The 23,647-nt window shown below is 72.6% G+C and carries 21 protein-coding genes; 10 read left to right on the top strand and 11 right to left on the bottom strand.

Going from position 1 to position 23,647, the window contains the following annotated elements:
* Window positions 1-27: 27 nt before the first annotated feature.
* A complete protein-coding gene (locus tag ACILR4_RS09315) occupies window positions 28-864 on the top strand; it encodes a hypothetical protein (RefSeq protein ID WP_395700571.1) in 837 nt (278 codons plus the stop codon).
* Window positions 865-881: 17 nt separating this feature from the next.
* Here the strand turns inward: ACILR4_RS09315 and ACILR4_RS09310 are convergent, their stop codons facing one another.
* Window positions 882-1,496: an HD domain-containing protein gene (locus ACILR4_RS09310; RefSeq protein WP_395700570.1), complete on the bottom strand. Its 615-nt coding sequence runs from the start codon at window positions 1,494-1,496 to the stop codon at window positions 882-884.
* 106 nt (window positions 1,497-1,602) lie between these two features.
* On the opposite strand from ACILR4_RS09310, the gene hemE reads away from it, so the two are divergent.
* Together hemE and ACILR4_RS09300 are read left to right on the top strand one after the other, a co-directional pair.
* Window positions 1,603-2,703 (top strand): uroporphyrinogen decarboxylase, encoded by a 1,101-nt coding sequence (gene hemE, locus ACILR4_RS09305; protein ID WP_395700569.1) that lies wholly within the window; start codon window positions 1,603-1,605, stop codon window positions 2,701-2,703.
* Between the two features lie 345 nt (window positions 2,704-3,048).
* Window positions 3,049-5,127 (top strand): primosomal protein N', encoded by a 2,079-nt coding sequence (locus ACILR4_RS09300; protein WP_395700568.1) that lies wholly within the window; start codon window positions 3,049-3,051, stop codon window positions 5,125-5,127.
* A gap of 13 nt (window positions 5,128-5,140) precedes the next feature.
* Here ACILR4_RS09300 and ACILR4_RS09295 read toward each other — a convergent pair whose 3' ends face one another.
* Both ACILR4_RS09295 and ACILR4_RS09290 read right to left on the bottom strand, forming a co-directional pair.
* Window positions 5,141-5,581 carry a nuclear transport factor 2 family protein gene (locus ACILR4_RS09295; RefSeq protein ID WP_395700567.1) on the bottom strand — a complete coding sequence of 147 codons (441 nt, stop codon included), beginning with the start codon at window positions 5,579-5,581 and terminating at the stop codon, window positions 5,141-5,143.
* A gap of 43 nt (window positions 5,582-5,624) precedes the next feature.
* The gene (locus ACILR4_RS09290) at window positions 5,625-7,649 is read right to left on the bottom strand and encodes an FAD-dependent oxidoreductase (protein ID WP_395700566.1); all 2,025 of its coding nucleotides are present in this window, start codon (window positions 7,647-7,649) and stop codon (window positions 5,625-5,627) included.
* 111 nt (window positions 7,650-7,760) lie between these two features.
* Between ACILR4_RS09290 and ACILR4_RS09285 the strand changes: the two genes are divergently transcribed.
* Window positions 7,761-8,300, top strand: a complete 540-nt coding sequence (locus ACILR4_RS09285) for a PadR family transcriptional regulator (RefSeq protein WP_395700565.1) — start codon at window positions 7,761-7,763, stop codon at window positions 8,298-8,300.
* A gap of 11 nt (window positions 8,301-8,311) precedes the next feature.
* Here ACILR4_RS09285 and ACILR4_RS09280 read toward each other — a convergent pair whose 3' ends face one another.
* Window positions 8,312-9,277 carry an AEC family transporter gene (locus ACILR4_RS09280; protein ID WP_395700564.1) on the bottom strand — a complete coding sequence of 322 codons (966 nt, stop codon included), beginning with the start codon at window positions 9,275-9,277 and terminating at the stop codon, window positions 8,312-8,314.
* Between the two features lie 84 nt (window positions 9,278-9,361).
* Window positions 9,362-10,900 (bottom strand): alkaline phosphatase D family protein, encoded by a 1,539-nt coding sequence (locus tag ACILR4_RS09275; protein WP_395700563.1) that lies wholly within the window; start codon window positions 10,898-10,900, stop codon window positions 9,362-9,364.
* A 127-nt stretch (window positions 10,901-11,027) separates the two neighbouring features.
* Between ACILR4_RS09275 and ACILR4_RS09270 the strand changes: the two genes are divergently transcribed.
* From ACILR4_RS09270 to ACILR4_RS09260, 3 genes are all read left to right on the top strand, one after another.
* Window positions 11,028-13,094 carry an ATP-dependent helicase gene (locus ACILR4_RS09270; RefSeq protein ID WP_395700562.1) on the top strand — a complete coding sequence of 689 codons (2,067 nt, stop codon included), beginning with the start codon at window positions 11,028-11,030 and terminating at the stop codon, window positions 13,092-13,094.
* 92 nt (window positions 13,095-13,186) lie between these two features.
* Window positions 13,187-13,744, top strand: coding sequence for a hypothetical protein (locus ACILR4_RS09265; RefSeq protein WP_395700561.1), 558 nt, complete (start codon window positions 13,187-13,189; stop codon window positions 13,742-13,744).
* A gap of 103 nt (window positions 13,745-13,847) precedes the next feature.
* Window positions 13,848-14,504: a lysoplasmalogenase gene (locus ACILR4_RS09260; protein ID WP_395700560.1), complete on the top strand. Its 657-nt coding sequence runs from the start codon at window positions 13,848-13,850 to the stop codon at window positions 14,502-14,504.
* A gap of 12 nt (window positions 14,505-14,516) precedes the next feature.
* On the opposite strand, the gene ACILR4_RS09255 is transcribed toward ACILR4_RS09260, so the two are convergent.
* From ACILR4_RS09255 to ACILR4_RS09240, 4 genes are all read right to left on the bottom strand, one after another.
* Complete coding sequence (locus ACILR4_RS09255; protein ID WP_395700559.1) at window positions 14,517-15,353, bottom strand: LytR/AlgR family response regulator transcription factor; 837 nt, start codon at window positions 15,351-15,353, stop codon at window positions 14,517-14,519.
* A complete protein-coding gene (locus tag ACILR4_RS09250; RefSeq protein ID WP_395700558.1) occupies window positions 15,350-15,829 on the bottom strand; it encodes a hypothetical protein in 480 nt (159 codons plus the stop codon). Before ACILR4_RS09250 ends, ACILR4_RS09255 begins: the two co-directional genes overlap by 4 nt.
* Window positions 15,826-17,301: a sensor histidine kinase gene (locus tag ACILR4_RS09245; RefSeq protein ID WP_395700557.1), complete on the bottom strand. Its 1,476-nt coding sequence runs from the start codon at window positions 17,299-17,301 to the stop codon at window positions 15,826-15,828. The genes ACILR4_RS09250 and ACILR4_RS09245 overlap by 4 nt, the downstream gene beginning before the upstream one ends.
* A 161-nt stretch (window positions 17,302-17,462) precedes the next feature.
* Window positions 17,463-17,600, bottom strand: coding sequence for a hypothetical protein (locus tag ACILR4_RS09240; RefSeq protein WP_395700556.1), 138 nt, complete (start codon window positions 17,598-17,600; stop codon window positions 17,463-17,465).
* 153 nt (window positions 17,601-17,753) lie between these two features.
* On the opposite strand from ACILR4_RS09240, the gene ACILR4_RS09235 reads away from it, so the two are divergent.
* Genes ACILR4_RS09235 through ACILR4_RS09225 form a run of 3 tightly spaced genes read left to right on the top strand, consistent with a single transcriptional unit; the run spans window position 17,754 to window position 20,018 of the window.
* Window positions 17,754-18,368, top strand: a complete 615-nt coding sequence (locus tag ACILR4_RS09235) for an RNA polymerase sigma factor (protein WP_395700555.1) — start codon at window positions 17,754-17,756, stop codon at window positions 18,366-18,368.
* Entirely contained in the window at window positions 18,365-18,901 is a 537-nt protein-coding gene (locus tag ACILR4_RS09230; RefSeq protein WP_395700554.1) for a hypothetical protein, read from the top strand. Before ACILR4_RS09235 ends, ACILR4_RS09230 begins: the two co-directional genes overlap by 4 nt.
* A gap of 13 nt (window positions 18,902-18,914) precedes the next feature.
* A complete protein-coding gene (locus ACILR4_RS09225; protein ID WP_395700553.1) occupies window positions 18,915-20,018 on the top strand; it encodes a hypothetical protein in 1,104 nt (367 codons plus the stop codon).
* A 6-nt stretch (window positions 20,019-20,024) separates the two neighbouring features.
* Here the strand turns inward: ACILR4_RS09225 and ACILR4_RS09220 are convergent, their stop codons facing one another.
* Window positions 20,025-20,204, bottom strand: coding sequence for a hypothetical protein (locus ACILR4_RS09220; RefSeq protein WP_395700552.1), 180 nt, complete (start codon window positions 20,202-20,204; stop codon window positions 20,025-20,027).
* Between the two features lie 92 nt (window positions 20,205-20,296).
* Window positions 20,297-23,647: an ATP-binding protein gene (locus ACILR4_RS09215; protein WP_395700551.1), complete on the bottom strand. Its 3,351-nt coding sequence runs from the start codon at window positions 23,645-23,647 to the stop codon at window positions 20,297-20,299.

Raw genomic sequence — 23,647 nt, 5'->3', positions numbered from 1 at the left:
CTGGCCGGCCCGACCCCCGTCGCCACGATGTCCCTGCTCAACGATGCACTGCGCGCCGGGCTGGACCGCCCTCACAGGCCCGATGGGACGTTCGCGGGCCATCTGGTCGTCGCGGGTGCGGCCGGACCGCTGGGCGCCGCCGTGCTGGAGCAGTCGCTGGCGCTGACGCACTGGCCACGTGTCTCGGCCCTGGTCACCCAGCCGCTGGAAGTGGCTCTGCGCGGCCTGGCCGCGGTGCAGGTGGACCCGGCGCACCTGGACGACACGCCGGCGCTGCGGCCCGCGCCGGACACGGCCATCGTCGTCTTCGACCGCGAGGGATCACGCCATGGCCGCGAGGCGGCCTTCCTGCGCCCGCGCCCGGGCGAACTGCCGGCCTTCGCCGGCTGGCTGCCGCGCCAGGGCGTGCGTCGGCTGCTGCTGGTGATGCCCCATGCGCCGTCGCTGCTGCCGCAGGCGCTCAAGGCGGGCCTGGCCAGCCTCGATGAACAGGCGGTGGCGGCACTGGGCTTCGAGCAGTTCGTGATCGTGCGACCGACCCGTAGCGGACCCGATGGACGCGACCGCGCAGCCGCGGGCGCTAACAGTCGAATGACGCGGTGGTTGTCGGGTCTCGCGAACGGGCTGCTGTCCCAGCTGCAGTGGATGGTGCCGCAGCGCGAACAACCCCTTCGTGCCGGCAAGGTGGCGCAGTTCGTGATGGCCCTGGCGCGTGCCATGCCCGAAGCGGGGGCCGGCACGCGCGTCGCCCCGCCGGAGCTCGTGTGGGACTGGGCACAGCCCGCCGGGGGCGACAGGCTGCTGCAGTGCTGGCTGCGCGAAGGCCGCTGGGACCCGCCGTTGGTGGCGCCGCGGCGCTGGTAGCGGCGCCGCGCGCAATCTCAGGCGTCGAACGCGCCCACCACGGTGCGCCGGATCGCCGGCCGCGACTGCTCGTGCACCTCGTCCAGCAGCGCCGCGTAGTAGTCCAGTGAAGGCGTCTGCTTGCCGGGTTCCTTGGCGGCATCGTCCCAGCGACGCAGCATCACCGCCTGCGGTGCATGCGACTCGGCCTCGAAGTGCTCGCACTCGGCGTCGCTCATCGCACCGCCCTGCAGTTCCAGCGACAGCAGCGAGGCCGGTGACAGCGTGTCCCGGTAGCCCGGCTCGGTGGCCACCAGGTAGCGCTTGGCCGCCACATGCAGCCGGATCGGCTCCAGCACGTCGGGCCCGAAGGCGCGTCGCAGCCAGGGCAGGGCACGCGTCTCGTGGCCGTTGTCGCTGCTGTCGTTGCCCACGGCGCCGCGCTCGTCGAAATCGCCGATGTCGTGCAGCAGCGCGGCAGCCACCAGCGCGGGCTCGGCGCCGGCCCATTCGGCCAGTTGCGCGCATTGCAGCGCGTGGGCCAGGGCGCTGACCGATTCGCGCCGGCCGCCATCGTAGGGCTGGCTGCCGAAGGACTCGAACAAGTGCAGGATGCGCGCGATGACCTCGGCGCCGCTGTGCTGGGGTTCCATGCCGTGCTCCCTCCCTGCCGTGATCCAGGGGTCGAGCGACCATAGCATGGGGTCGTGACCGCAGCGTTGACCGCGGTCATCGAAGCCCGGGCGTGATAATCCACGGATGTTTGCGCCGCTCCAGAACGACTGCTTCCTGCGCGCCTGCCTGCGCCAGCCGACCGACTACACGCCGCTGTGGCTGATGCGCCAGGCAGGTCGCTACCTGCCGGAGTACAACGCCACCCGCGCGCGGGCGGGCAGCTTCATGGGCCTGGCGACGAACCCCGACTTCGCCACCGAGGTGACGCTGCAGCCGCTGGAGCGCTATGCGCTGGACGCCGCGATCCTGTTCTCCGACATCCTCACGGTCCCCGATGCGATGGGCCTGGGCCTGTCCTTCGCTGCCGGCGAGGGTCCGCGCTTCGCGCATCCCCTGCGTGACGAGGCCGCGGTGCTGTCGCTGCAGGCGCCGGACCTGGACAAGCTGCGCTATGTGTTCGACGCGGTCACCTCGATCCGCCGGGCGCTGAACGGCCGCGTGCCGCTGATCGGCTTCTCCGGCAGCCCGTGGACCCTGGCCTGCTACATGGTCGAAGGCGCCGGCTCCGACGACTACCGGCTGGTCAAGCAGATGCTGTATGGCCGGCCCGACCTGATGCACCGCATCCTGGCGATCAATGCCGATGCGGTGGCGGCCTACCTGAACGCCCAGATCGACGCCGGCGCGCAGGCGGTGATGGTGTTCGACTCCTGGGGCGGCGTGCTCGAACACCGCGCCTTCCAGCAGTTCAGCCTGGCCTACACCCAGCGCGTGCTGGCGCAGCTGAAGCGCGAACACGAGGGCCAGCGCGTGCCCTGCATCGTGTTCACCAAGGGCGGCGGCCTGTGGCTCGAGCAGATTGCGGCCATCGGCGCCGACGTGGTTGGCTTGGACTGGACCTGCGACCTGGGGCAGGCGCGCCGACGCGTCGACGACGCCGTCGCGCTGCAGGGCAATCTCGATCCGATGGTGCTGTTCGCCAATGCCGATGCGGTGGCGGCCGAAGCGCGTGCGGTGCTGGACAGCTTCGGTACGCCGCAGCGGGCCGACGGACGCTGGGGCGGGCACGTCTTCAACCTCGGCCACGGCATCAACCAGCACACCCCGCCGGACCATGTGCAGGCCCTGGTCGAGGCCGTGCATGCCCACTCGCGCGTGCTGCGGCAAGCGGGTTCACCCGCATAGCGTCCTGCCCACATCGGAGAGGGTAAGTGAGCGCTCAGGGCTTGACTTATCCCCAAAATCCGATCCACGACGAATCTGTCGCGGCCACTGTGCGATGCACCATGAGAAATTGCGCAAACTCGTGGCAAGTGCTTGATTCATAACGATATTCGGCTGCTGCCTCAGGAATGGGCAAACCAGCGCGAACGTTGCTGGATCAAGCACTTAGCGCGTCCGCTGCCAGCTTTCCCACAAAGTTATCCACAGAAGCTGGGGATGAATCGAAAACTCTTTTCCAATCATGAACTTACACGGACTTCTTGATGTGGATGCGAGTTTTCGGCGGCAAGTGAGCGAGGGTCGCGCTTGACAAGCCCGCTGCGCGTGCCCGTGGTGGTGGAGGCGCCGCAGCACAGTGGCCTGACCACGCCGCTGGACTACCTCAGCGAGCACCCGCTCAAGCCCGGCACCTTGCTGCGTGTGCCGCTGGGGCGGCGCGAGGTGCTGGGCATTGCCTGGCGCCCCGGCGCGCAGCTGGACGGGCAGGCCCTCGACGCCGGCGCCCTGCGTCCGGTGGCGGCCGTGTTCGAGGCCCTGCCGCCGCTGCCACCGGCGTGGCTGGCGCTCGCCGAATTTGCAGCTGCTTACTACCAGCGCAGCGTCGGCGAACTGGCGCTGTCGGTCCTGCCGCCTGAATTGCGCAAGCTCGACGCCACGGCCCTGGCGAACCGCCAGGCGCGCTTGCTGAAGCGGCTGCAGCGGGATGCACCGGCAAGCGAGGGGCCCATGCCCGAGCGCCCGACCCTGGCCGACGAGCAGCAGCACGCGCTCGCCGCCTTCGAGGCCGCGCTGGCCGAGCCCCGTCCGCAGCCGCTGTTGCTGCATGGCGTCACCGGCAGCGGCAAGACCGAGGTCTACCTGCGCGCCACCGAGCAGGTGCTGGCAGCCGGCCGGCAGGCACTGGTGCTGGTGCCCGAGATCAACCTCACCCCGCAGCTCGAGTCGCGCTTCGCCGCACGGTTTCCCGGCCGACGGCTGGTGGCGATGCACAGCGGCCTGACGCCGGCGCAGCGCCTGTCGCACTGGCTCACCGCGCTGCTGGGTCACGCCGACATCGTGCTGGGCACGCGCCTGTCGGTGTTCGCGCCGCTGCCGCGGCTGGGCCTGATCGTCGTCGACGAGGAGCACGACCCGTCCTACAAGCAGCAGGAAGGCGCACGCTATTCGGCGCGCGACCTGGCGGTGTACCGCGGCCACCTGGAGCGTGTGCCGGTGCTGCTGGGCTCGGCCACGCCCTCGCTCGAAAGCTGGCAGCGCGCGCTGCAGGGCCGCTACCGGCGGCTGGAGATGGCGCAGCGCGTCGGCGGCGGCGTGCTGCCGCAGGTGCGCCTGTTCGACATGGGGGTGCTACCGCGCGAAAAGAGCGGCCACGGCCCGCTCTTCGCGCCGCCGGTGTTGCAGAGCCTGCGCGAGCGCATCGCGCGTGGCGAGCAGAGCCTGGTGTTCCTGAACCGCCGCGGCTACGCCCCGGTGCTGCACTGCGCCGACTGCGGCTGGAAGAGCGGCTGCCCGCACTGCAGCGCCTGGCGTGTGTTCCACAAGGGCGAGCGCACGCTGCGCTGCCACCACTGCGGCTTCACCGAACGCGTGCCGCGCGCCTGCCCCGAGTGCGGCAACCTCGACATCGCACCCATCGGCCGCGGCACCGAGAAGCTCGAGGAGCAGCTCGCCGAGCTGCTGCCCGAGGCGCGCATCGCGCGGCTGGACGCGGACACCGCGCGTGGCAAGGGCCAGCTCGAAAGCCGGCTGGCCGAGGTGCATGCCGGCGCGGTGGACGTGCTGGTGGGCACGCAGATGGTGACCAAGGGCCACGACTTCCGCCGCATCACGCTGGTGGTGGCGGTGAACCCGGACAGTGCGCTGTTCGCCAGCGACTTCCGCGCGCCGGAGCGCCTGTTCGCGCTGCTGATGCAGGCCGCCGGCCGCGCCGGGCGCGATGCCGAGGCCGCCGCGCGCAGCGAGATGTGGGTGCAGACCTGGCATCCCCAACACGCGTTGTACGCGGCCCTGAAGGCGCACGACTTCGCCGCCTTTGCCAGCGGCCAGCTGGCCGAGCGCCGCAGCGCCGGCCTGCCGCCGTTCAGCCACCTGGCGCTGCTGCGCGCCGAGGCACGCGACGCGGCGGTGGCCACGGCCTTCCTGCGTGCCGCGGCCGAGTGCGCGACGCAGCTCGATGGCGCCGGCGACGTGATGGTCTACCCGCCGGTGCCGCCTTCGGTGTCCAAGGTGGCCAACATCGAACGCATGCAGATGCTGATCGAGTCCGGCTCACGGGCGCGGCTGCAGCGCTGGCTGGCCGACTGGCTGCCCCGGCTGCACCAGCTGCGCGCGCAGCACAAAGGCCTGGCGCGCTGGGCGATCGACGTCGATCCGCTGTCGATCTGAAGCTTGTCGGGGGTCAGGCTTTGACCTTGAACGCCGGCAAGGACTGCGCGAGTCGCGCGCCCATCTCGGCGCCCAGCGCCTGCAGCCCGCTCATCGGCCGCACCATCACCTCGAACTCGACGATCAGGCCCTGCTCGTCGAAGCGGATCAGGTCGATGCCCTTGAGCTGCTTGTCGCCCACACGCGCGCTGAACTCGAGCACCACATTGAGCCCGTCTTCGCTGACCAGCTCGCGGTGGTAGGCGAAGTCCTCGAACACCGTCATCACCGTGCGCAGCACCATCAGCACCGCCGGCGCCGGGCCATAGGGGTTGTAGGCCATCGGCGAGCGGAACACCGCGTCGGGATGGACGATGGTGTCGAGCGCACGCATGTCGCGCTGCGCCACCATCTCGTGCCAGGAGGCCAGCGAACGGGCCGCCGGGGCTTGCAGGTGGGTCAGGGTCGAGGCCATGGGATCTCCGGTGAAAAGGGTGTCGTGAAGGGCAGGCGCAGGGTCACAGCTGCGCCGCGAGCGTGGTGCCCTGGTGAATCGCGCGCTTGGCGTCGAGTTCGGCGGCCACGTCGGCGCCACCGATCAGGTGCACCGAGCAGCCGGCCGCCTGCAGCGCGGGCAGCAGTTCGCGCTGCGGCTCCTGGCCGGCGCAGATCACCACCTGGTCGGCCGCGATGGTCTGGGGCACGCCGTCGACGGTGACATGCAGGCCGGCATCGTCGATGCGTTCGTAGTGGACGCCCGAGACCATCGCCACCCGGCGCGCCTTCAGTGCGGTGCGGTGGATCCAGCCGGTGGTCTTGCCGAGCTGGTCGCCGACCTTGCTGGTCTTGCGCTGCAGCAGGTGCACGCGGCGCGGCGAAGGCTCGATCTTCGGCGGGCGCAGGCCGCCGGCCTGGGCATAGCCGGGGTCGATGCCCCACTCGGCATAGAACTTCTCGGGCGTGACGCTGGCACTGGCGCCGCTGTGCGTCAGGTACTCGGCCACGTCGAAGCCGATGCCGCCGGCGCCTACGATGGCCGCCTGGGTGCCCACCGGCTTCTCGTCGCGCAGCACGTCCAGGTAGCCCAGCACCTTCGGGTGATCGATGCCCTCGATCGCTGGTGTGCGCGGCGTCACGCCGGTGGCCAGCACGATCTCGTCGAAGCCGCCGGCGGCCAGCGTGTCGGCGTCGACGTGATGGCCGAGCTCTACTTCGACCTGCAGCCGGTCGAGCTGGCGGCGGAAGTAGCGCAAGGTCTCGTGGAACTCTTCCTTGCCGGGAATCTTCTTCGCGATGTTGAACTGGCCACCGATCTCGTCGGCCGCGTCGAACAGCGTCACCGCATGGCCGCGTTCGGCCGCGGTCACGGCGCAGCTCAGGCCCGCCGGGCCGGCGCCGACGATCGCGATGCGCTTGCGCGCGGCGGCCGGCGCGATCACCAGCTCGGTCTCGTGGCAGGCGCGCGGGTTCACCAGGCAGGAGGTGATCTTGCCGGCGAAGGTGTGGTCCAGGCAGGCCTGGTTGCAGCCGATGCAGGTGTTGATCTCGTCGGCGCAGCCCTCACGGGCCTTGCGCACGAAGTGAGCGTCCGCCAGCAGCGGCCGTGCCATCGACACCATGTCGCACACGCCGTCGGCCAGCAGCTGCTCGGCCAGCTCGGGCGTGTTGATGCGGTTGGTGGCCACCAGCGGGATCTTCACCTGGCCCATCAGCTTCTGCGTGACCCAGGCATAGGCGCCGCGCGGCACCTTGGTGGCGATGGTCGGGATGCGCGCCTCGTGCCAGCCGATGCCGGTATTGAGGATCGTCGCGCCGGCCGCTTCGATGGCCTGCGCGAGCTGGATCACCTCGGCCAGCGTCGAGCCGCCTTCCACCAGGTCCAGCATCGACAGGCGGTAGATGATGATGAAGTTCGTGCCGACGCGCTCGCGCACGCGGCGCACGATCTCGACCGGGAAGCGCATGCGGCGCTCGTAGGGGCCGCCCCACTCGTCGTCGCGCTGGTTGGTGCGCGCGGCGATGAACTCGTTGATCAGGTAGCCCTCGGAGCCCATGATCTCGACCCCGTCGTAGCCGGCGTGCTGCGCCAGCGCGGCGCAGTTCACGAAGTCTTCGATCGTCTGCTCGACCTCTTCACCGCTCAGCGCATGCGGCGTGAACGGGTTGATCGGCGCCTGCAGCGCGCTGGGGGCCACCAGCGAGGGCTGGTACGAGTAGCGGCCGAAGTGCAGTATCTGCATCGCGATGCGGCCGCCTTCGGCATGCACCGCCCGGGTCACCACACGGTGGTGCTCGGCCTCGGCTTCGGTGGTGAGCATCGCGCCGGCGCCGAAGGGCCGGCCGCGCAGGTTCGGCGCGATGCCGCCGGTGACGATCAGCCCCACCTCGCCACGGGCGCGCTCGGCATAGAAGGCCGCCATGCGCTCGAAGCCGTGGGGCACTTCTTCGAGGCCGACGTGCATCGAACCCATCAGCACCCGGTTCTTCAGCGAGGTGAAGCCCAGCTCGAGCGGGCGCAGCAGGTGGGGGTAGGGCGTGGTCATGGTGGTTTTATGCAACTGGTTGCGCAAATCTGGGCGCAATGTAGGCGCAAAACCCCACGAATGCAACTGGTTGCATGAACAGCCGCCCGCCGCTGCGGCAAGATGCGGCCCATGTCACTGCCCCATGCCCTGCTCACCGCGCTGGTGGAGCGGCCCGGTTCGGGCTCCGAGCTTGCCGGGCGCTTCGACCGCTCGATCGGCTATTTCTGGCACGCCACGCACCAGCAGATCTACCGCGAGCTGGCGCGGCTGGAGGAGGCCGGCTGGGTGCAGTCGCTGCCGGCCGAGAGCGGGCGCGGGCGCAAGCGCACCTACCGCGTGCTGCCGGCCGGCCGCAAGGAGCTCAAGCGCTGGGTGGCGGCGCAGGAAGACCCGCGGCCGATGCGCGACGAGCTGATGCTGCGCCTGCGCGCCGAGGCAGCCGTCGGACCGGCCGGGCTGGCCAGGGACATCGAGCGCCGGTTGCAACTGCACCAGGCCAAGCTCGCGCTGTTCCGCGCCATCGAGTCACGCGACTTCCCCGGCCGACTGACGACGCGGGAACAGCAGCTGCAGCACCTGGTGCTGAAGGCCGGCATCGAGACCGAGCGGCTGTGGATCGACCTGTCGAAGGAAGCCCTGAAGATCCTGGCGCTGCCGGCGTCCGGCTGAAGGGTGGGGCCTCAGCCCGGCTTGACACCGAAGGCCCAGGCCAGTGCGGTGAAGCTGACGAAGGCCAGTGCGGTCGAGCTCATGATGATGCGCGCGATGCGGCCGTTGTCGGCACCATAGCGCTCGGCCAGCAGCGACACGCTGCTGGCACTGGGCAGCGCCGCGGCCAGCGTGATCACCATCAGCTGGAACGGGCTCAGCGGCAGGCCCAGCTGGCGTGCGCCGGCGCCCAGCGCCAGCACCAGCAGCGGGTGCACGAAGAGCTTGATCAGCGCCACCGGCAGGAAGCGGCCGATCGGCGTGCGCGAGTGCACATGCTGGCCGGCCCGGTGCAGCACCGCGCCAATCGCGAACAGCGCCACCGGGCTGGCCGCATCGGCCAGCATGCGGACCACCACGTCCACCGGCCCGCTGGTCTTGAAGCCGGTGGCCGAACACAGGGCGCCGAGCGCGATGGACCAGGGCAGCGGGTTTGACAACGCGCCCCGCAGCGCCCGCAGCGCCGCGGTGCGCGCGCCGTGCTCGGCCGCGCCATGGGCCTGGGCCAGGGCGATGCACAGCGAGCTGGTGACGAACAGGTCGGTCAGCACGGTGCAGATCACCGGGCCGGCGGCGGGCTGCCCCAGCAGCGCCACCAGCAGTGGCACGCCCATGAAGCCGGTGTTGGGAAACGCGGCGACCAGGGCGCCGAACGAGGCGTCCTTCAGGCCCACGGGGTCGCGCAGCGTCACCGCGATGGTGAAGAACACGATGATCAGCGCGCACACCAGGTACAGCAGCAGCACCGAGGGGTTCAGCAGCAGCAGCACCGGCGTGTTCATGCCGAAGCGGAACAGCAGGCAGGGCAGCGCGAAGTACAGCACGAAGGCGTTGAGCCCGGGGATCGCCGACTCGGGCAGCACATGCCGGTGCGCGGCCAGGTAGCCGGCCAGCACCAGCGCGAAGAACGGGATCGTGACGGCGAGGATGGCTTGCATGGCGGGCCGCGCAGTATCGCAAGCGCAGGCCCGACTTTGAACCTGCACGAACGCAGGCCCGGACTGCAGCCGGCCCCGGATGGCTCAGGCGCTCTGCGGCCCGGGCCTGCCGGCCTCGACCACGAAGCGTGCGCCCACGCCCACGGCGCTGGCCGGATCGTCGGGCTGCGCGACGACCATCACGTCCGCTTCGAGCCGGCGTTCGTCCAGCGTGAACTGCACGTAGCCGCGCTGGTCCGCACGGGCGTAGTGCAGGTGCGGGTTCAGGCCTCGCAGCTCCTCGGCCTTGCTCTGGGCCCAGCCGTGGCTGCTGATGGAACTGCCGCAGAACTCGCTGGCCACGACTGGTGCCTTGGCATCGTCGAAGTCGAGCTTCAGGTCGGCGACGTAGTGGGCATGCACGTCGCCGCCCAGCACGACGAGGTTGGCGGCCTTGGCCTCGACCGCGCTGGCCAGCAGGCGGCGCCGCGCGGGCGCATAGCCGTCCCAGCCATCGGTCCAGTAGCGGCCGGTGGCCGGGTCGCCGGGCGTCACGGGCAGGCTGCTGGCGCGCGCCATCAGGGTCTGCTGTGCCAGCAGGTTCCAGCGCCGCTCGCGGTCCCAGCCTTCGGCCAGCCAGGCCTCCTGCGCGCTGCCCAGCAGCGTGCGGCGCGCATCGCGCAGCTCGGCGCAGTCGGCCGCCTTCGCGGTGGTCGAGCCGCCGGTGCGGCCGGCCGGCAGGCAGGCCTCGGGGTCGCGGTACTGGCGGTCGTCGATGGCGTGGATGCGCGCGAGGCGCCCCCAGTCGTAGCGGTCGTAGATGCGCATGTCCGGCCCGCGCGGGCGCCAGGCCTTGGGGTAGGGCTGGTGCTCCCAGGCGGCCTGGTAGGCCGCGGCGCGCAGCGCCAGCATCTGCGCGCCGGCCAGCGTGGGGCTGCGGTCGTTGGCGTAGTCGTTCTCCACCTCGTGGTCGTCCCACACCAGCAGCCACGGGAACGCCGCGTGCGCGGCCTGCAGCGCGGGGTCGCTCTTGTACTGCGCATAGCGTTCGCGGTACTGCGCCAGCGTGCGGATCTTCGGGCCGACGTGGCGGCGCACCGCGTCGGGCGGCGAGGCGTACTCGTAGATGTAGTCGCCGAGGAACAGCACCAGGTCCAGCGGCTGCTGCGCCATGTGGGCCCAGGCGGCGTAATGGCCGTGGTCCCAGCGCTGGCAGCTGGCGATGCTGTAGCGCAGCGTGGTGGCCGCATCGGGCGCCGGCGCGGTGCGGGTGCGGCCCACCATGCTGCGCTGGCCCAGCGCCGTGAAGCGGTACCAGTACCCCCTTGCCGGCGCCAGCCCGGCCGGTTCGGCGTGCACGCTGTGCGCCCAGGCGGCCTCGGCCGTCTCGGTGCCGCGCGCAGCCATGCGCTGGAAGTTCTCGTCCTCGGCCAGTTCCCACTGCACCGGCACCTGCTCGGGCAGGTCGTCGCCGATCAGCCGGGTCCACAGCACCACGCGGTCGGCGCGCGGGTGGCCCGAGGCCACGCCAAGGGGGAAGCGCGGCACGTCGGCGGCGCGCGCATGGCGCACGAACAGCGGGCTGGCCAGCGGCGCGGCCAGTGCCAGCAGCTGGCGACGTGACAAGGTGGGACGATCGTTCATCGGGTTGACCGGCGGCGGCCGGAGCAGGCGGAGGCGTTGACTATCATGCCGGCCTTCGTTGACGTTTTCCGCATCCCCCGCCTCACCGCCTTGCCGGCCCACCCCGGGCCGAGCCGCTGATCTCCTCATGGCCGACGCTCCCGCCACCCTGAACCCGGCCCAGCTCGACGCCGTGCATCACCTGAGCGGCCCCTGCCTGGTGGTGGCCGGTGCCGGCTCGGGCAAGACCCGCGTCATCACGCACAAGATCGCGCGGCTGCTGCAGGCCGGGCTGACGCCGAAGCAGATTGCCGCGATCACCTTCACCAACAAGGCGGCGCAGGAAATGCGCGAGCGCGCCAAGAGCCTGGTCGGCCCGCGCGCGGCGAAGGACCTGGCGATCTCCACCTTCCACTCGCTGGGCGTGCGCATGCTGCGCGAGGACGGCACCCGCCTGGGCCTGAAGGAGCAGTTCTCGATCCTCGACAGCGACGACGTGCTGGGCGTGCTGCGCGACGCCGGCGGTGCCAGCGACAACGCGCTGGCGCGGCGCTGGCAATGGACCATCAGCCTGTGGAAGAACCAGGGCCTGAACAGCGCCAGCGCGCTGCGCGCCGCGAAGGACGACGACGAGCAGGTGGCCGCGCGCGTGATGCAGCGCTACGAGGAACGCCTGGCCGCCTACCAGGCGGTGGACTTCGACGACCTGATCAGCCTGCCCTTGAAGCTGCTGCAGACCGATGCCGAGGCGCGCGCGAAGTGGCAGAACACCTTCCGCCACGTGCTGGTCGACGAATACCAGGACACCAACGCGGTGCAGTACGAGCTGCTGAAGGCACTGGTCGACCACCCGGACGAACGCCAGCGCGGCCTCTTCACCGCGGTGGGCGACGATGACCAGAGCATCTACGGCTGGCGCGGCGCGACGATCGAGAACTTGAAGCGCCTGCCGCAGGACTGGCCCGGCCTGCGGGTGATCCCGCTGGAGCAGAACTACCGCTCCACCGGCCACATCCTGCGCGCGGCCAACAACGTGATCGCCGGCAATCCGAAGATCTTCGAGAAGAAGCTGTGGAGCGAGTTCGGCGACGGCGAGCCGGTGCGGCTGATCGAAGCCGACGGCGAGGAGCACGAGGCCGAGCGCGCGGTGGCCTTCATCCAGTCGCTGCGCGGCCAGGGCGGCGCCGAGATCAAGTTCAGCGACTTCGCGATCCTGTACCGCGCCAACCACCAGTCGCGCGTGCTGGAGCAGAAGCTGCGCTCGGCGCAGATCCCGTACAAGGTGTCCGGCGGCCAGAGCTTCTTCGACCGCGCCGAGATCAAGGACCTGTGCGCCTGGCTGCGCCTGCTGGTGAACCAGGACGACGACCCGGCCTTCCTGCGCGCGGTGACGACCCCGAAGCGCGGCATCGGCCACACCACGCTGGGCAAGCTGGGCGAGTTCTCGGCGAAGTGGAAGAAGAGCCTGTTCGAGTCCCTCTTCTCCGACACGCTGGCCGCGCAGCTGGGTGCCAAGGCCATCGGCTCGCTGCACGAGTTCGGCCGCTACATCAACGAGTTGGAACACCGTGCCCGCCACACCCAGGGCAGCGAGGACGCCAAGGCGCTGCTGCTCGAATGGCTGAAGGACATTGGCTACGAGCAGCACCTGTACGACAGCGAGGACAGCGAGAAGCTCGCCGCCTCGCGCTGGACCAACGTGCTGGACTTCGTCGACTGGATCGCGCGCCGCTGCGGCGGCGAGATCCGGCAGGAAGGCGGCACATTCGAAGGCGAGAAGCAGACCGTGCTGCAGGTGGCGCAGACCATCAGCGTGATCATCAGCCTGGCCGAACGCGGCGACGAGCAGGACGTGGTCACGCTGTCGACGCTGCATGCCGCCAAGGGCCTGGAATGGCCGCACGTGGTGCTGGCCGGCATCAACGAAGGCCTGCTGCCGTTCAAGGCCGACGCCGAGGACATGACGCCGCAGCGCCTGGAAGAGGAGCGCCGGCTGATGTACGTGGGCATCACCCGCGCGCGCCGCACGCTGGTGGTGTCCACGCTGCGCCGGCGCAAGAAGGGCCGCGACACGGTGCAGGGCATTCCCAGCCGCTTCATCGCCGAGATGAAGCTCGACGAAGCCGGCGCGAAGGAAGACCCGCGCGAGCGTCTCAAGCGCCTGCGTGCCGAGCTCGCGGCGCGCGGCGCGCCGGCGCCCAGCCCGGCCGCGTAGGCATCGCCTGACAGCGAGAGCGCCGCTTAGCCGATGCGCGGCCGCGGGCCGGACTGACGGGCGGCGCGCCGCCAATGGTCGAAGCTCGGGCCATGGACAAGCACATCCTCTCCCTCTACGACGACACCGAGCCGGCCGACGACGCCGCGCGCGACACCCTCGGGGCGCTGCACACCGAGCCCTGGCAGGCCGGCCCGCGCCGCTGGCGCGGCTGGCCGGTGCTGGGCATCGGGGCCGTCGCGCTGGGCCTCCTCGTCGCGATGAACCGCTTCCAGTCACCCGCCGCGCCGCCCGCGCCGGCCGAGGTGGTGGCCGCTGCACGGCCCGCCGCGCCGGACACCGTGCCCCCGGCGCCCTCGATCGACCGCTCGGCACCGCTCGACCCGGCGGTGGACAAGCCGGTGGACAAGGCCGTGGACAAGCCAGTGCACAAACCGGTGGGCAAGTCGGTCACGCGACCGGCGCCGGCGCCCGCGCCGCAGCCCATGCCGCGCCCGCCCGCATCGCCCGAGCCCGCGGGGCCATCGACCAGCGTGCCGGCCCCGCTGGCGCCGCCCGCCGTTCAGCCCGATCCGCCGCAGGCACTGCCGCAGCCCTTGCCGCCGGCACCGTCCGAGGGGCCTTCGCTGCCGTCCACCAGCGGCGAGTGACCGACACGGCGCCGTCAGCGGGACAGCCCGGATGGCGCGCGGGTCGCGGTGCAGCGCACACTGCGGCCCTTTTGCGCTGCGCGTTCGCGCGCCTGGGTTGCCGATGCCGCTGTTCATTGCCTTTGCCGCCTGCGCGCTGGCCGCGCTGCTGGCCTCGTCGGCCCTGCTGCCCGAGCCGCTGTACTGGGTGCTGAAGCCCTTGACCCTGGGGCTGGTGATCGCGCATGCGTGGCGCCGCGGCGTGCCGGCAGCGGGCGGCCGGGGCGCGCTGCTGGCCGGGTTGCTGCTGTCGCTGGCGGGCGACATCGCGCTGCTGTGGCCGCAGCAGGGCTTCCTGCCGGGGCTGGTGGCCTTCCTGCTGGCGCACCTGGCCTACCTGTTCGCGTTCACCCGCGGCGCGCGGCTGTTCGCCAGGGCCGCACCTTTTGTGAGCTATGCACTGGTGGCCGGCAGCGTGCTGGCCTGGCTGTGGCCTGGCGTGCCGGCGGGGCTGCGGCTGCCGGTGCTGATGTACGTCGCCTGCCTGGCGGCGATGGCGGCCCAAGCGGCCGCGGCCTGGCTGCAGCAGCGCGGCACGCCGGCCGAGGCGCTGGCGCGCCGCGCGGCCACCGGCGGGCTGCTCTTCGTGCTGTCCGATTCGCTGCTGGCCACCAACCGCTTCGGCCACCCGCTGCCGGCGGCGAGCTGGTGGATCCTGCTCAGCTACTGGGCCGCGCAGTGGCTGATCGCCTCGTCGCTGCCGCCGCGGCGGCCGGACTGACGGCGGCCCTGGCTACATGCCCTTGAACAGGTGCGTGTAGCTGCGGCTGACTTCGAGCTTCTCGGGGTGGCCCTTGACGCTGACGATCTGGCGCCCGCGGAAATCGCGCGTGATGCCGGCAATGGCCTTCACGTTCACCAGCGTCGAGCGGTGGATCTGCCAGAAGATGTGCGGGTCGAGCTCGTCGATCAGCTCCTTGATCGGCTTGCGGATCAGGGCCTCGATGGTCGGCGTCTGCACCCGGGTGTACTTCTCGTCGCTGATGAAGAAAAGCACTTCGGCCACCGGGATCATCTGGATCGCCTGGCCGACGGTGGCCTGGATCCATTCGAGGTAGCGCGGTGCGGCCCCCGGGTTGACCTGCGCGGCCAGCTTGTGCAGCAACTGCTGCATCGGCGGCGCGCTGGGCGCTTCGGGCGTGCCGCGCGTGGCCAGGCGCTGCTGGATGCGGCTGACCGTGAGTTGCAGCCGTTCGCGTTCGGCCGGCTTCAGCACGTAGTCGCACACGCCCTGCTCGAAGGCCTCGACCGCGTACTGGTCGTAGGCGGTGATGAACACCACCTCGGGCAGCGCCTCGTCCTCGGCCAGCTCCATCTGCGCGATCTGGCGCGCGGCATCGACCCCGGTGAGACCCGGCATGCGGATGTCCAGGAACACCAGGTCCGGGTGATGCTGGTTCACCAGCTCGACCGCCTCCAGCCCGTTCTTCGCTTCGCCGACGATCTGCAGCTCGGGCCACACCTCGGCCAGCCGCGCACGCAGCTGCTCGCGCATCAGGCGCTCGTCGTCGGCAATCACGGCGCGCGGCGCACGCGCATCGGCGGTGGTGTCGGTGTCGGCGGTGCTCATCCGCGCATCGTAGCCGAGGGGGTGCGGCGGGCGCCCCGCAGCGCCAGCCAGAACAGCCCGCCGATCAGCAGCAGCGGCGAGGCCAGCACCGCCAGCACCGCGGCCACCGCCAGCAGCGGTGCGCCCAGCACGGCCACCAGCACCAGCAGCAGCACCACCGCCACCACCAGCAAGGTGACCGGCAGCACCACGGTGACGACCAGCGTGGCGATCACCAGCGCCAGCAGCACCGCGCCGACGATGGCCAGCTTGTTCGCCGGCGACAACGCGGCCAGGTCGATGCCGCTGCTGATCTCGTCGCCATCGACGATCACGTGGAACGGCAGCGCAGGCGCCAGGTCCAGGGCCACGTACAAGGCGATCGCGCCGGCCACCAGGCCCAGCAGGGTCAGCACCAGCAGCCAGCGGCCCCAGGGGCGGCGCGCGCGCGGCGGCTGGTAGGGCACCAGGGCGCGGCTCATGGACGGTGGGTTCATGCGTGGGTTCCTTCCACGGGCTTGTAGGGAACGGTGATCGTGGCCCGGGTGCCGCCGCCGGGGTTCTCGGCGATCGTCAGCGCGGCCTTGGTGCCGTACAGCAGCTGCAGGCGCTCGCGGATGTTGGCCAGGCCCACGCCGGTGCCGGCGGTGGCGGCGCGGCCGAAGCCCAGGCCGGTGTCGGTGACGCTGACCGCCAGCTTGCCGTGCACGATCTCGGCCTTCACCGACAGGTGCCCGCCCTCGGGCTTGGGCTCCAGGCCATGCTTGATGGCGTTCTCGACCAGGGTCTGCATCATCATCGGCGGGAACTCGGCCGAGACCAGGCCCTCGGGCACGTCGATGTCGGTGGTCAGCCGCTCTTCCATGCGCACCTTCAGGATCTCGAGGTAGGGCCGGATCACCGACAGCTCGCGGCCCAGGTCGCGCACGCCGCCGTCGTTGGCCTCGCGCATCGTGGGCATGCTGGCCCGCAGCAGCGCGATCAGGTTCTTCTGCATCTGGCTGGCGCGCTTGGGATCGACCTCGATCAGGTGGTCGATCGAGGCCAGCGTGTTGAACAGGAAGTGCGGCTCCACCTGCGCCTGCATCGCGGCCATGCGGGCTTCGACGACCTGGCGCTTCAGCGCCTCGGCCTCGGCCGTCTCCACTGCCTGCGCGGCCTGGGCCTCGGCCTGGATCTGGCGCTTGTAGGTGACCTTGATCACCAGCGAGGCCAGGATCCACAGCGCCGCCAGCTGCGGCAGTGCGTCACCCAGCGGCTTGACGATGCGCGTGCGGTGCTGCGGCCCGTCGAACACGACCTCGGTCTGCGCGTCGGCGGCCGCGTCCGCGGCTTCGGCGCGGGCCGCCTCGGCGGCATCGCGTGCGGCTTCGGCGGCGTCACGGGCGGCCTGGCGCGCGTCCTCGCGCGCCTGCTGGATCGATTCCCGGATCGTGCGGCGGGCCTCTTCCACCGCTTCCTTCACCGCTTCGCTGTTGTGCGCGCCGGCCGGCACCTGGATGTCCACCTGCGGGGCCTCGTCGGCGGGCCTGCCGGTCGCCGAGGCCGCGAGGCCCGCCGACGCCGCAGACGCCGCAGACGCCGCCGCCTTGGCGCGCGGGGTGATGCGCACGCCGTGCTCGTCGATCGAGATGTCCAGCCCGCCGGTTTCGCCCTTGCCCTTCTGCTTCTCGATGCGGATCGGCGACTCCTCGGGCGCCGTCGGCGCCTTCGGCGCGCGGGGCGGTTTCGGGGCGGGCACCTTCACCACGCGCGGCTGGCTGGCGACGGTCTCCTCGTATTTCCAGCGGAACGGCGGCAGGTCCTGCAGGATGCCCACCGCCACCATCAGCAGGATCGAGAACAGGATGAAGCGCCGCCACGAGATGCCGACCAGCCAGTTGGCGTAGGCATGGAAGGCGCGCACGCTGGCGGTCGAGAAGCGCTGCCAGCGCTGCGGCCAGGGAGACTCTTGGTAGGCGGCGGCCATGGGCGTTCAGGGCAGGCGACGGAACAACATGGGTCGCACTGTACGCAAGCCCCCTGGGCACCGCAGGGGAATGAGACACGCTGCGCCGGAAGGCCGACAGAGCGCATCGGCGGCGGACCGGCCGGCACCGGACCGGCCGCGCGCGGGTCAGGCCGGGCGCATCAGCCCACCAGGCTGCCCAGCGACAGCAAGGCCAGCAGCAGCGCCAGCGCGGTGATGCCGCGCAGCAGCCATTCGATGCGCCGGTCCTCGCGCTGGTCGTCCCGCAGCAGCCGTTCGGTCGTGGTGCTCGTGCTCATCCGGGTGTCCTCCTGAGTCATCTGATCGCACCGGGGCCGCAGAAGGCGGCGCCGACACGGGTTTGTAGAGCCGCACCCGTTACGGCAGCGTTAACGCCGGCGGGAACTTTTCCGCCCCCTCGCGCCAATAGGCTGGGTAGACACCGCCGACCGATGATGCTGTTCGTGCCCTGGACCCGACCCGCCGCCCCGACGCTGGCCGCGCTGCTGAAGGCGCTGGCCCGCGGCGACGCGGCGGCGCTGGAGGCGCTGTACCGCCAGGAGGCGCCGGCCGTCTACCGCTACGCGCTGGCGCTGTGCGGCGACGCCGCGACCGCCGCCGACGCGACGCAGGAGGCCTTTGTCGCGCTGGCCGAGCAGCCCGCGGGCTTCGACCCCGCGCGCGGCGCGCTGGGCGCCTACCTGGCCGGCATCGCCCGCCATGCGCTGCTGGCGCTGTGGCGGCGTGACGGCCGCGAGGCCGAGCTCGACGACGAGACGATGGCGGCGCTGCCGGACGAGTCCGGGGCCGACCCCGAGCAGCTGCTGGCGCGCGCGCAGGACCTGCATCGGCTGTGGGCCGCGCTGCGCGCCTTGCCCTGGCCGCAGCGCGAAGCGGTCGTGCTGGTGGACCTGCAGGGCCGGCCGTATGCCGAGGCCGCGCGCATTGCCGGCTGCGAACTGAACACCCTGCGCACGCGCGTGCTGCGCGGGCGCCAACGCCTGGCCGCCGCGCTGCAGCAAGCGCCGCATGTCCCGCTCGCGGCCGGGCTCGGAGATGCCACATGAATGCCCCGCACGACACCACCGGCCGCGCCGGCAGCCCGGCGCCGGCCACGCTGGCCGACGCACTGGCGCGGCTGGGCGCCGACCTGGCCGCGCAGCCGGTGCCACCGCTGTCGGCGCGGGCGCGCCACGCGCTCGGCGCTGCCGCCCGCGGTCGTGGTGCGGCCGTGCCGGGTGGCGGCGCGGCACGCTCGCGCTGGGCGGCCTGGGGTTTGTCCGGCGCGGCACTGTGCGCGCTGGCGCTGGGGGGCTCGGTGCTGCTGGTGGTCCTGTCGCCGCAGCAGGCGCCGACGACCACGCGCCAGGCGCAGCTGGCCAGCGGCTTTGTCGCCGTGGCCAGCGCCGAACGCTGGCAGCAGCTGCTGCGCGACGGCGATGCGGCGCCCGCCTGGCTGGTGCCCACCGAAATCCCGCGCGAGCGCCTGGCTGCGCTCGGGCTGCCCTTCGATCCTTCGCGCGCTGGCGACCGCGTCAGCGCCGAGTTGTTGATGCATCCGTCCGGCGAGGTGCTGGCGGTGCGCGTGCTCAACCCCTGAGCAGGAGCCGATGATGAAGATCACGATGACGAAGAACCGCCGTGCCCGCCTGCACGGGCTGGCCGCGGCCGCGCTGCTGGCGGGGGCCGGCGGCGCGCTGCAGGCCGCACCGGCCACGCCCCCCGTGCCGCCGGTGGTCGACACCCAGGCCTTCATCGCCGACGAGCTGGCCGCCGAACGCCCGGTGAAGGGCGCGCCCTACTGCGCCGACGCGGTGCACGAGACAGTGCAGCTGCTGCCCGACCCGAACGGTGCGGCGGCCAACCGCATCGTGCGCCGGCAGCAGACGCGGCTGTGCCGCGACGGCGAAGGCCGCACGCGCCAGGAGGTCGAGCGCGACGGCCAGCGTCGCATCTACCTGCGCGACCCGGTGGCACGCGAAAGCTGGGTGCTCGATCCGGTCCGGCGCACGGCACGACGCCTCGGCTCGTCGACCCTGGGCAGCTGGGAACATGCGCAGCAGATGGAGGCCCACAGCGCGGCCTGGCGCGAGTACAGCGAACGCATGCGCGAATGGGCGCGCAGCCTGGCCGAACGCATGAAGGCGACATCGGGCCGCAGCGCCAGCGGCGTGGCGGCGACCCCGCCGGCGCCCCCGGCGCCGCCCACCCCACCGACGCCACCCACGCCTCCCATGCCGCCGACACCGGTGGTGGTGATGGCCGACGAGGTCGACGGTGCGCGCGAGATGCAGGTGCGCGTGCTGCGCAGCGAGGGTGCGCCGGCCGGCGAGCTGTCGCTGCCGCCGGGCCTCTCGATGCGCATCGGCAGCCTCGCGCCGCGCGGGCCGGGCGTGCTCAGCTCGCTGGGCAGCAAGGACATCGAGGGCCTGCGCGCCAACGGCGAGCGCACCACCTGGACCATCGAGGCCGGCAGGTTCGGCAACGAGAAGCCGATCGTGATCAGCCGCGAGGTCTGGCGCTCGCCGGACCTGCTGCTGACGCTGCAGTCCAGCGACTTCGATCCGCGCAGTGGCGAGACGCGCTACCGGCTCACCAACCTGAAGCGCGGCGAACCCGAGGCCGGCCTGATGCAGGTGCCGGCCGATTACCAGCGGCGCGGCGTGCCGGGCGTGCCGGCGGCGCCGGCTTCGGGCGCCTCGCGGGCGCGCGGCTGAGCCCGGTCAGTTCAGCAGGCGCAGCGCCAGCCCGAGCAGGCCGATCGCCAGCGCGGTGGCGGTCACCAGGCGCAGCAGCGCCATCGCGGCGCGGTCTTCGGCTTCCAGCAGGGTGTCGGCGTCGCGCGTCGCGCCGGCGCTGTTGTCGGCTTCGTGGGACAGATCGACCAGTGTGGCGTGCAGCATGTTCGGGTCCTCGCCTGTGCTCGTGGGGCGCCTGGCGCCTGGGGGCTCGGCGGACTGCGCCGCCGTACGACACGGTTGTAGGCGAGGGCGCGTTACGCCGCCGTTAAAAGTCGCCGCAAGGCCTGGTTGATCGGCTGGCGGTGGAGGAATCCGTCACGGAAGGGCTCGGGCAGCTCGCGCGCAGCAATGTCCTGCACCCAGGCCCAGCCTTCGGCCGCCAGCGCGGCCGCGCGCTGCGGCTGGCCGGCGCGCGCCTCGGCCAGCGCCGGCCCCAGCCAGCGCTCGCCGGCGTACAAGCCGTTCGGCGCGATGCCGGCCGGTGCCGCCAGGGCCTGCGTGGCGGCGGCCTGGGCCAGGCCGGCATCGTCGGCACAGCCGGCCAGTCGCAGCCGGGCCGCCAGCGCAACGCCTTGCAGGCCCAGCGCATCGGCGGCGGTGGCCACGGCCTGCAGCTCGCCAGCGGCGGCCGCCGCCGGCAGGCAGGCCGCCCGTTCGATGCGCAGGGTCAGCCGCAATTCGGGCCAGCCGGTGGTGGGCGCCAGCGCCAGCGCCGTGTCCAGCGCGGCACGGCTGTCGCGGCCCAGCGCCTGCAGCAGCCGAGCGCGCAGGCCGCCGTGGCGGGCCTGCAGCCGCGGCGGCAGCGCCGCGCCTTCGCAGGCCGCCAGCGCCTGCTGCGCGCGCGCGGTCTGGCCGAGCTCCAGCAGCGCCTGCGCCCGGTGCATGTGCACCACCGGCAGCCAGCCGGGGCTGGCCGGCTGCAGCAGCGCCTCGGCCTCGTCGCACCACTGCAGCGCGGCGGCATAACGTCCGAAAGACCTGGCGCACTGGGCCTGCAGCGCGGCGATGAAGCCGGCGCTCGCGCCCTTGAGCTCGAAGCTCGTGACCAGCTGCTGCGCGAGCGCCAGCTGCTTCGCGGCGCCGGCCACGTCGCCGGCATTGAGCCGGCTCACCGCCAGGTTGGCGCGCGCGGTGGCGAGGAAGGCATGGTCGCCCTGCGCCGCGGTGCTGCGGATCACCCGCCGGTGGTAGGGCTCGGCCTCGGCCGGCCGGCCCAGGTTGTCGAGCACGGTGGCCAGGTTGCCCTGGAACTCGCTGGCCGCGTCGCTGTCGGCATGGGCCTCGACCCAGGGCTCGGCGGCGCGCAGGCGTGGCAGAGCCTCGTCGAAGCGGCCGGCCATCGCCAGCGCGGTGCCCAGCCGCTGCGAGATCGAGGCCTGCAGCGAGGCCCGCAGCGCGGCCTGTGCCGCCGGCACGTCGGCGCACAGCGCCAGCGCCCGTTCGCCGGTGGCGATGGCCGCCGTCCAGTCGCCCTGCGTGCTGCAGTACCAGGCGCGGTCGCCGGCGGCGCGGGCCCGCTGCGCGGCCGTGCCGGCCAGCCGGTCGAGCCGGTCCAGCAGCGGCAGCCCGCCGGCATCGCGCAGCGTGTTCATGTGCGCCTCGATCGCCTGGGCCACCAGCGCGAAGGCCTCGTCGCGCTGCGCCTGGGCCTCGGCGATGTCGGCCGCCTTCAGCAGGAAGCCGATGCGTTCGGCCTCGCGCAGCGCCGTGTGCGCGCGCGCCGCGGCGGCCCGCAGCGCCGGCAGCGCGCGCTCGCGCTGGCCGGCGGCCTCCCAGTGCGCGGCAATGCGTGCCGGCTCGCCGGCATGCTGCTCGAGCCACTGCGCCACCGTGCCATGGCTGTGCCGCGCCAGCACTTCCGGGATGCCGGCCAGCACCGCCTCGTGCACCAGGTCGTGCGCGAAGCCGTCGCCGCGCAGCACCTGGCGGGCCTCCAGCTCGGCCCAGGCATCGGCCAGCTGCAGCGGATGCTGACCCAGCACATGAGCGGCCAGCGCGATCGAGAAATCGATGCCGGCGACCGCGGCCACCCGCGCCAGCAGCAGCGCCGGGGGCGACAGCGCGTCCAGCGCGGCCTCGATCAGCTGGCCCAGGTGGCGCGGCCGCGGCAGCGCGCCGGCTTCCAGTGCATGGCCGTCGCGCCACGCGGCCTTCAGGGTTTCCAGCGCGAACATCGGGTTGCCGCCGCAACGCGTGCGCAGCGCGGGCGCCAGCTGCGCGCCGCTGACGCCGGGCAGCGCCAGCGAATCGACCATCTCGGCCAGTGCGGTGTCGTCCAGCGGCTGCAGCGCCAGCGGCTCCAGCGGCACGCTGGCCGACAGCGCCGCCAGCAGCCGCGCCTGTGCCGAGCCCTCGGCCGGCGGGCGCAGCGCCAGCACCCAGGCGCCGGCGCTGTCCTGGGCCATCAGCGCGGGCAGCAGCTGCAGCGTGGCCTCATCGGCGAAATGCAGGTCGTCGAGCACGATGCCGGGCAGCTGCGCGGTGGCGGCCCGCAGCACGGCCTGCACCGCCGGCACCAGGTTGGCACGCGGCGCGGCGCCGGCCGCAGCGGGCGCCTCGTCGGCCAGCTCCGGCAGCAGGGGCGCCAGCTGCTGCGGCGCGGCGGCGGCCAGCGCCTCGGGCAGGCGCTGCTGCAGCGCGCGCAGCAGCCGCGCCAGCAGGGCATAGGGCACCAGCGCATCGCCGGGCCGGCCGGCGGCCTGCAGCGGCGCGGCGGCCAGGCCTTCGCCCAGCGCCTGCAGCAGGCGCGACTTGCCGAGCCCGGCCTCGCCAACGAGCAGCAGCCGGCCGCCCGCGGCCAGCCCGCGCCGCAGCCAGGCCAGCTCGTGCGCGCGGCCGACCAGCCGCGGCGGGCGCATCAGCGCGGCCGGCAGCGTGCGGCGCTGCGGGGTGATGGTGGGCGCGCACAGGCCGTTGCGGTCCGCCGGCGCGACCGCGATGTCGGGGCTGGCGGCCTCGATCGTCGCCAGCAGCGCCAGCGTTTCCGGCGAGGGCCGGGTGCCGAGTTCGTGCTTGAGCACCTGCTCGCAGTGGTCGAAGGCCTGCAGCGCGGCGCTGCGGTCGCCGGCCAGGTAGTGCAGGCGCATCAGCTGCTGGTGGGCGTCTTCGCGGGTCGGGTCCAGCTGCAGCAAGATGGTGGCCAGCGGCAGCGCAGGGCCGGTGTCGCCCGCGGCCGCGAGGGCACCAATGCGCACCAGCAGCCGCTGGCGCTGGCGCTCGCGGCGGTGCTGGCGTTCGCGCAGCAGCCAGTGCTGCAGTTCGCCGTCGCTGTCGGGCGCCAGCGTGCCGAGCACGGTGTCGGCGTCGTCGAGGTCGTGGGTCACGGCGGCGGCCAGCGCCAGCTGCTGCGCGTTGCCGGTCACCAGCTCGCCATCGCACAGACGCCGCAGCCGGAACAGGCGCTGGCGCAGCGCGTTGCGCGCGGCATCGGCCGCGCTCTCGGGCCACAGCAGCGCGGCCAGGCGCTCGCGCGCGGTCGGCCCTTCGATCGCCAGCCAGGCCAGCAGCAGGCCGTCCGGCGTGCCCAGCAGGTGCTGATGCCCGTCGGGGGTGATGCAGCGGGGGGCGCCGGCCAGGTGCAGCGCGGCAGGGGCGGATCGGCTCAC

The sequence above is a fragment of the Aquabacterium sp. genome (genome assembly GCF_044226965.1).
Classification (GTDB): Bacteria; Pseudomonadota; Gammaproteobacteria; order Burkholderiales; family Burkholderiaceae_C; genus Pseudaquabacterium.
The sequence above is the reverse complement of the archived record's forward strand: the minus strand, read 5'-3'. Positions and strand labels throughout refer to the sequence as shown.

What these genes read in the sequence shown, in the direction of transcription:
- ACILR4_RS09315 (WP_395700571.1), top strand. Translation starts at nt 28, where the DNA reads ATGTCCCTGCTCAACGATGCACTGCGCGCCGGGCTGGACCGCCCTCAC.
- ACILR4_RS09310 (WP_395700570.1), bottom strand. Translation starts at nt 1,496, where the DNA reads ATGGAACCCCAGCACAGCGGCGCCGAGGTCATCGCGCGCATCCTGCAC.
- hemE (WP_395700569.1), top strand. Translation starts at nt 1,603, where the DNA reads ATGTTTGCGCCGCTCCAGAACGACTGCTTCCTGCGCGCCTGCCTGCGC.
- ACILR4_RS09295 (WP_395700567.1), bottom strand. Translation starts at nt 5,581, where the DNA reads ATGGCCTCGACCCTGACCCACCTGCAAGCCCCGGCGGCCCGTTCGCTG.
- ACILR4_RS09290 (WP_395700566.1), bottom strand. Translation starts at nt 7,649, where the DNA reads ATGACCACGCCCTACCCCCACCTGCTGCGCCCGCTCGAGCTGGGCTTC.
- ACILR4_RS09285 (WP_395700565.1), top strand. Translation starts at nt 7,761, where the DNA reads ATGTCACTGCCCCATGCCCTGCTCACCGCGCTGGTGGAGCGGCCCGGT.
- ACILR4_RS09280 (WP_395700564.1), bottom strand. Translation starts at nt 9,277, where the DNA reads ATGCAAGCCATCCTCGCCGTCACGATCCCGTTCTTCGCGCTGGTGCTG.
- ACILR4_RS09275 (WP_395700563.1), bottom strand. Translation starts at nt 10,900, where the DNA reads ATGAACGATCGTCCCACCTTGTCACGTCGCCAGCTGCTGGCACTGGCC.
- ACILR4_RS09270 (WP_395700562.1), top strand. Translation starts at nt 11,028, where the DNA reads ATGGCCGACGCTCCCGCCACCCTGAACCCGGCCCAGCTCGACGCCGTG.
- ACILR4_RS09265 (WP_395700561.1), top strand. Translation starts at nt 13,187, where the DNA reads ATGGACAAGCACATCCTCTCCCTCTACGACGACACCGAGCCGGCCGAC.
- ACILR4_RS09260 (WP_395700560.1), top strand. Translation starts at nt 13,848, where the DNA reads ATGCCGCTGTTCATTGCCTTTGCCGCCTGCGCGCTGGCCGCGCTGCTG.
- ACILR4_RS09255 (WP_395700559.1), bottom strand. Translation starts at nt 15,353, where the DNA reads ATGAGCACCGCCGACACCGACACCACCGCCGATGCGCGTGCGCCGCGC.
- ACILR4_RS09250 (WP_395700558.1), bottom strand. Translation starts at nt 15,829, where the DNA reads ATGAACCCACCGTCCATGAGCCGCGCCCTGGTGCCCTACCAGCCGCCG.
- ACILR4_RS09245 (WP_395700557.1), bottom strand. Translation starts at nt 17,301, where the DNA reads ATGGCCGCCGCCTACCAAGAGTCTCCCTGGCCGCAGCGCTGGCAGCGC.
- ACILR4_RS09240 (WP_395700556.1), bottom strand. Translation starts at nt 17,600, where the DNA reads ATGAGCACGAGCACCACGACCGAACGGCTGCTGCGGGACGACCAGCGC.
- ACILR4_RS09235 (WP_395700555.1), top strand. Translation starts at nt 17,754, where the DNA reads ATGATGCTGTTCGTGCCCTGGACCCGACCCGCCGCCCCGACGCTGGCC.
- ACILR4_RS09230 (WP_395700554.1), top strand. Translation starts at nt 18,365, where the DNA reads ATGAATGCCCCGCACGACACCACCGGCCGCGCCGGCAGCCCGGCGCCG.
- ACILR4_RS09225 (WP_395700553.1), top strand. Translation starts at nt 18,915, where the DNA reads ATGAAGATCACGATGACGAAGAACCGCCGTGCCCGCCTGCACGGGCTG.
- ACILR4_RS09220 (WP_395700552.1), bottom strand. Translation starts at nt 20,204, where the DNA reads ATGCTGCACGCCACACTGGTCGATCTGTCCCACGAAGCCGACAACAGC.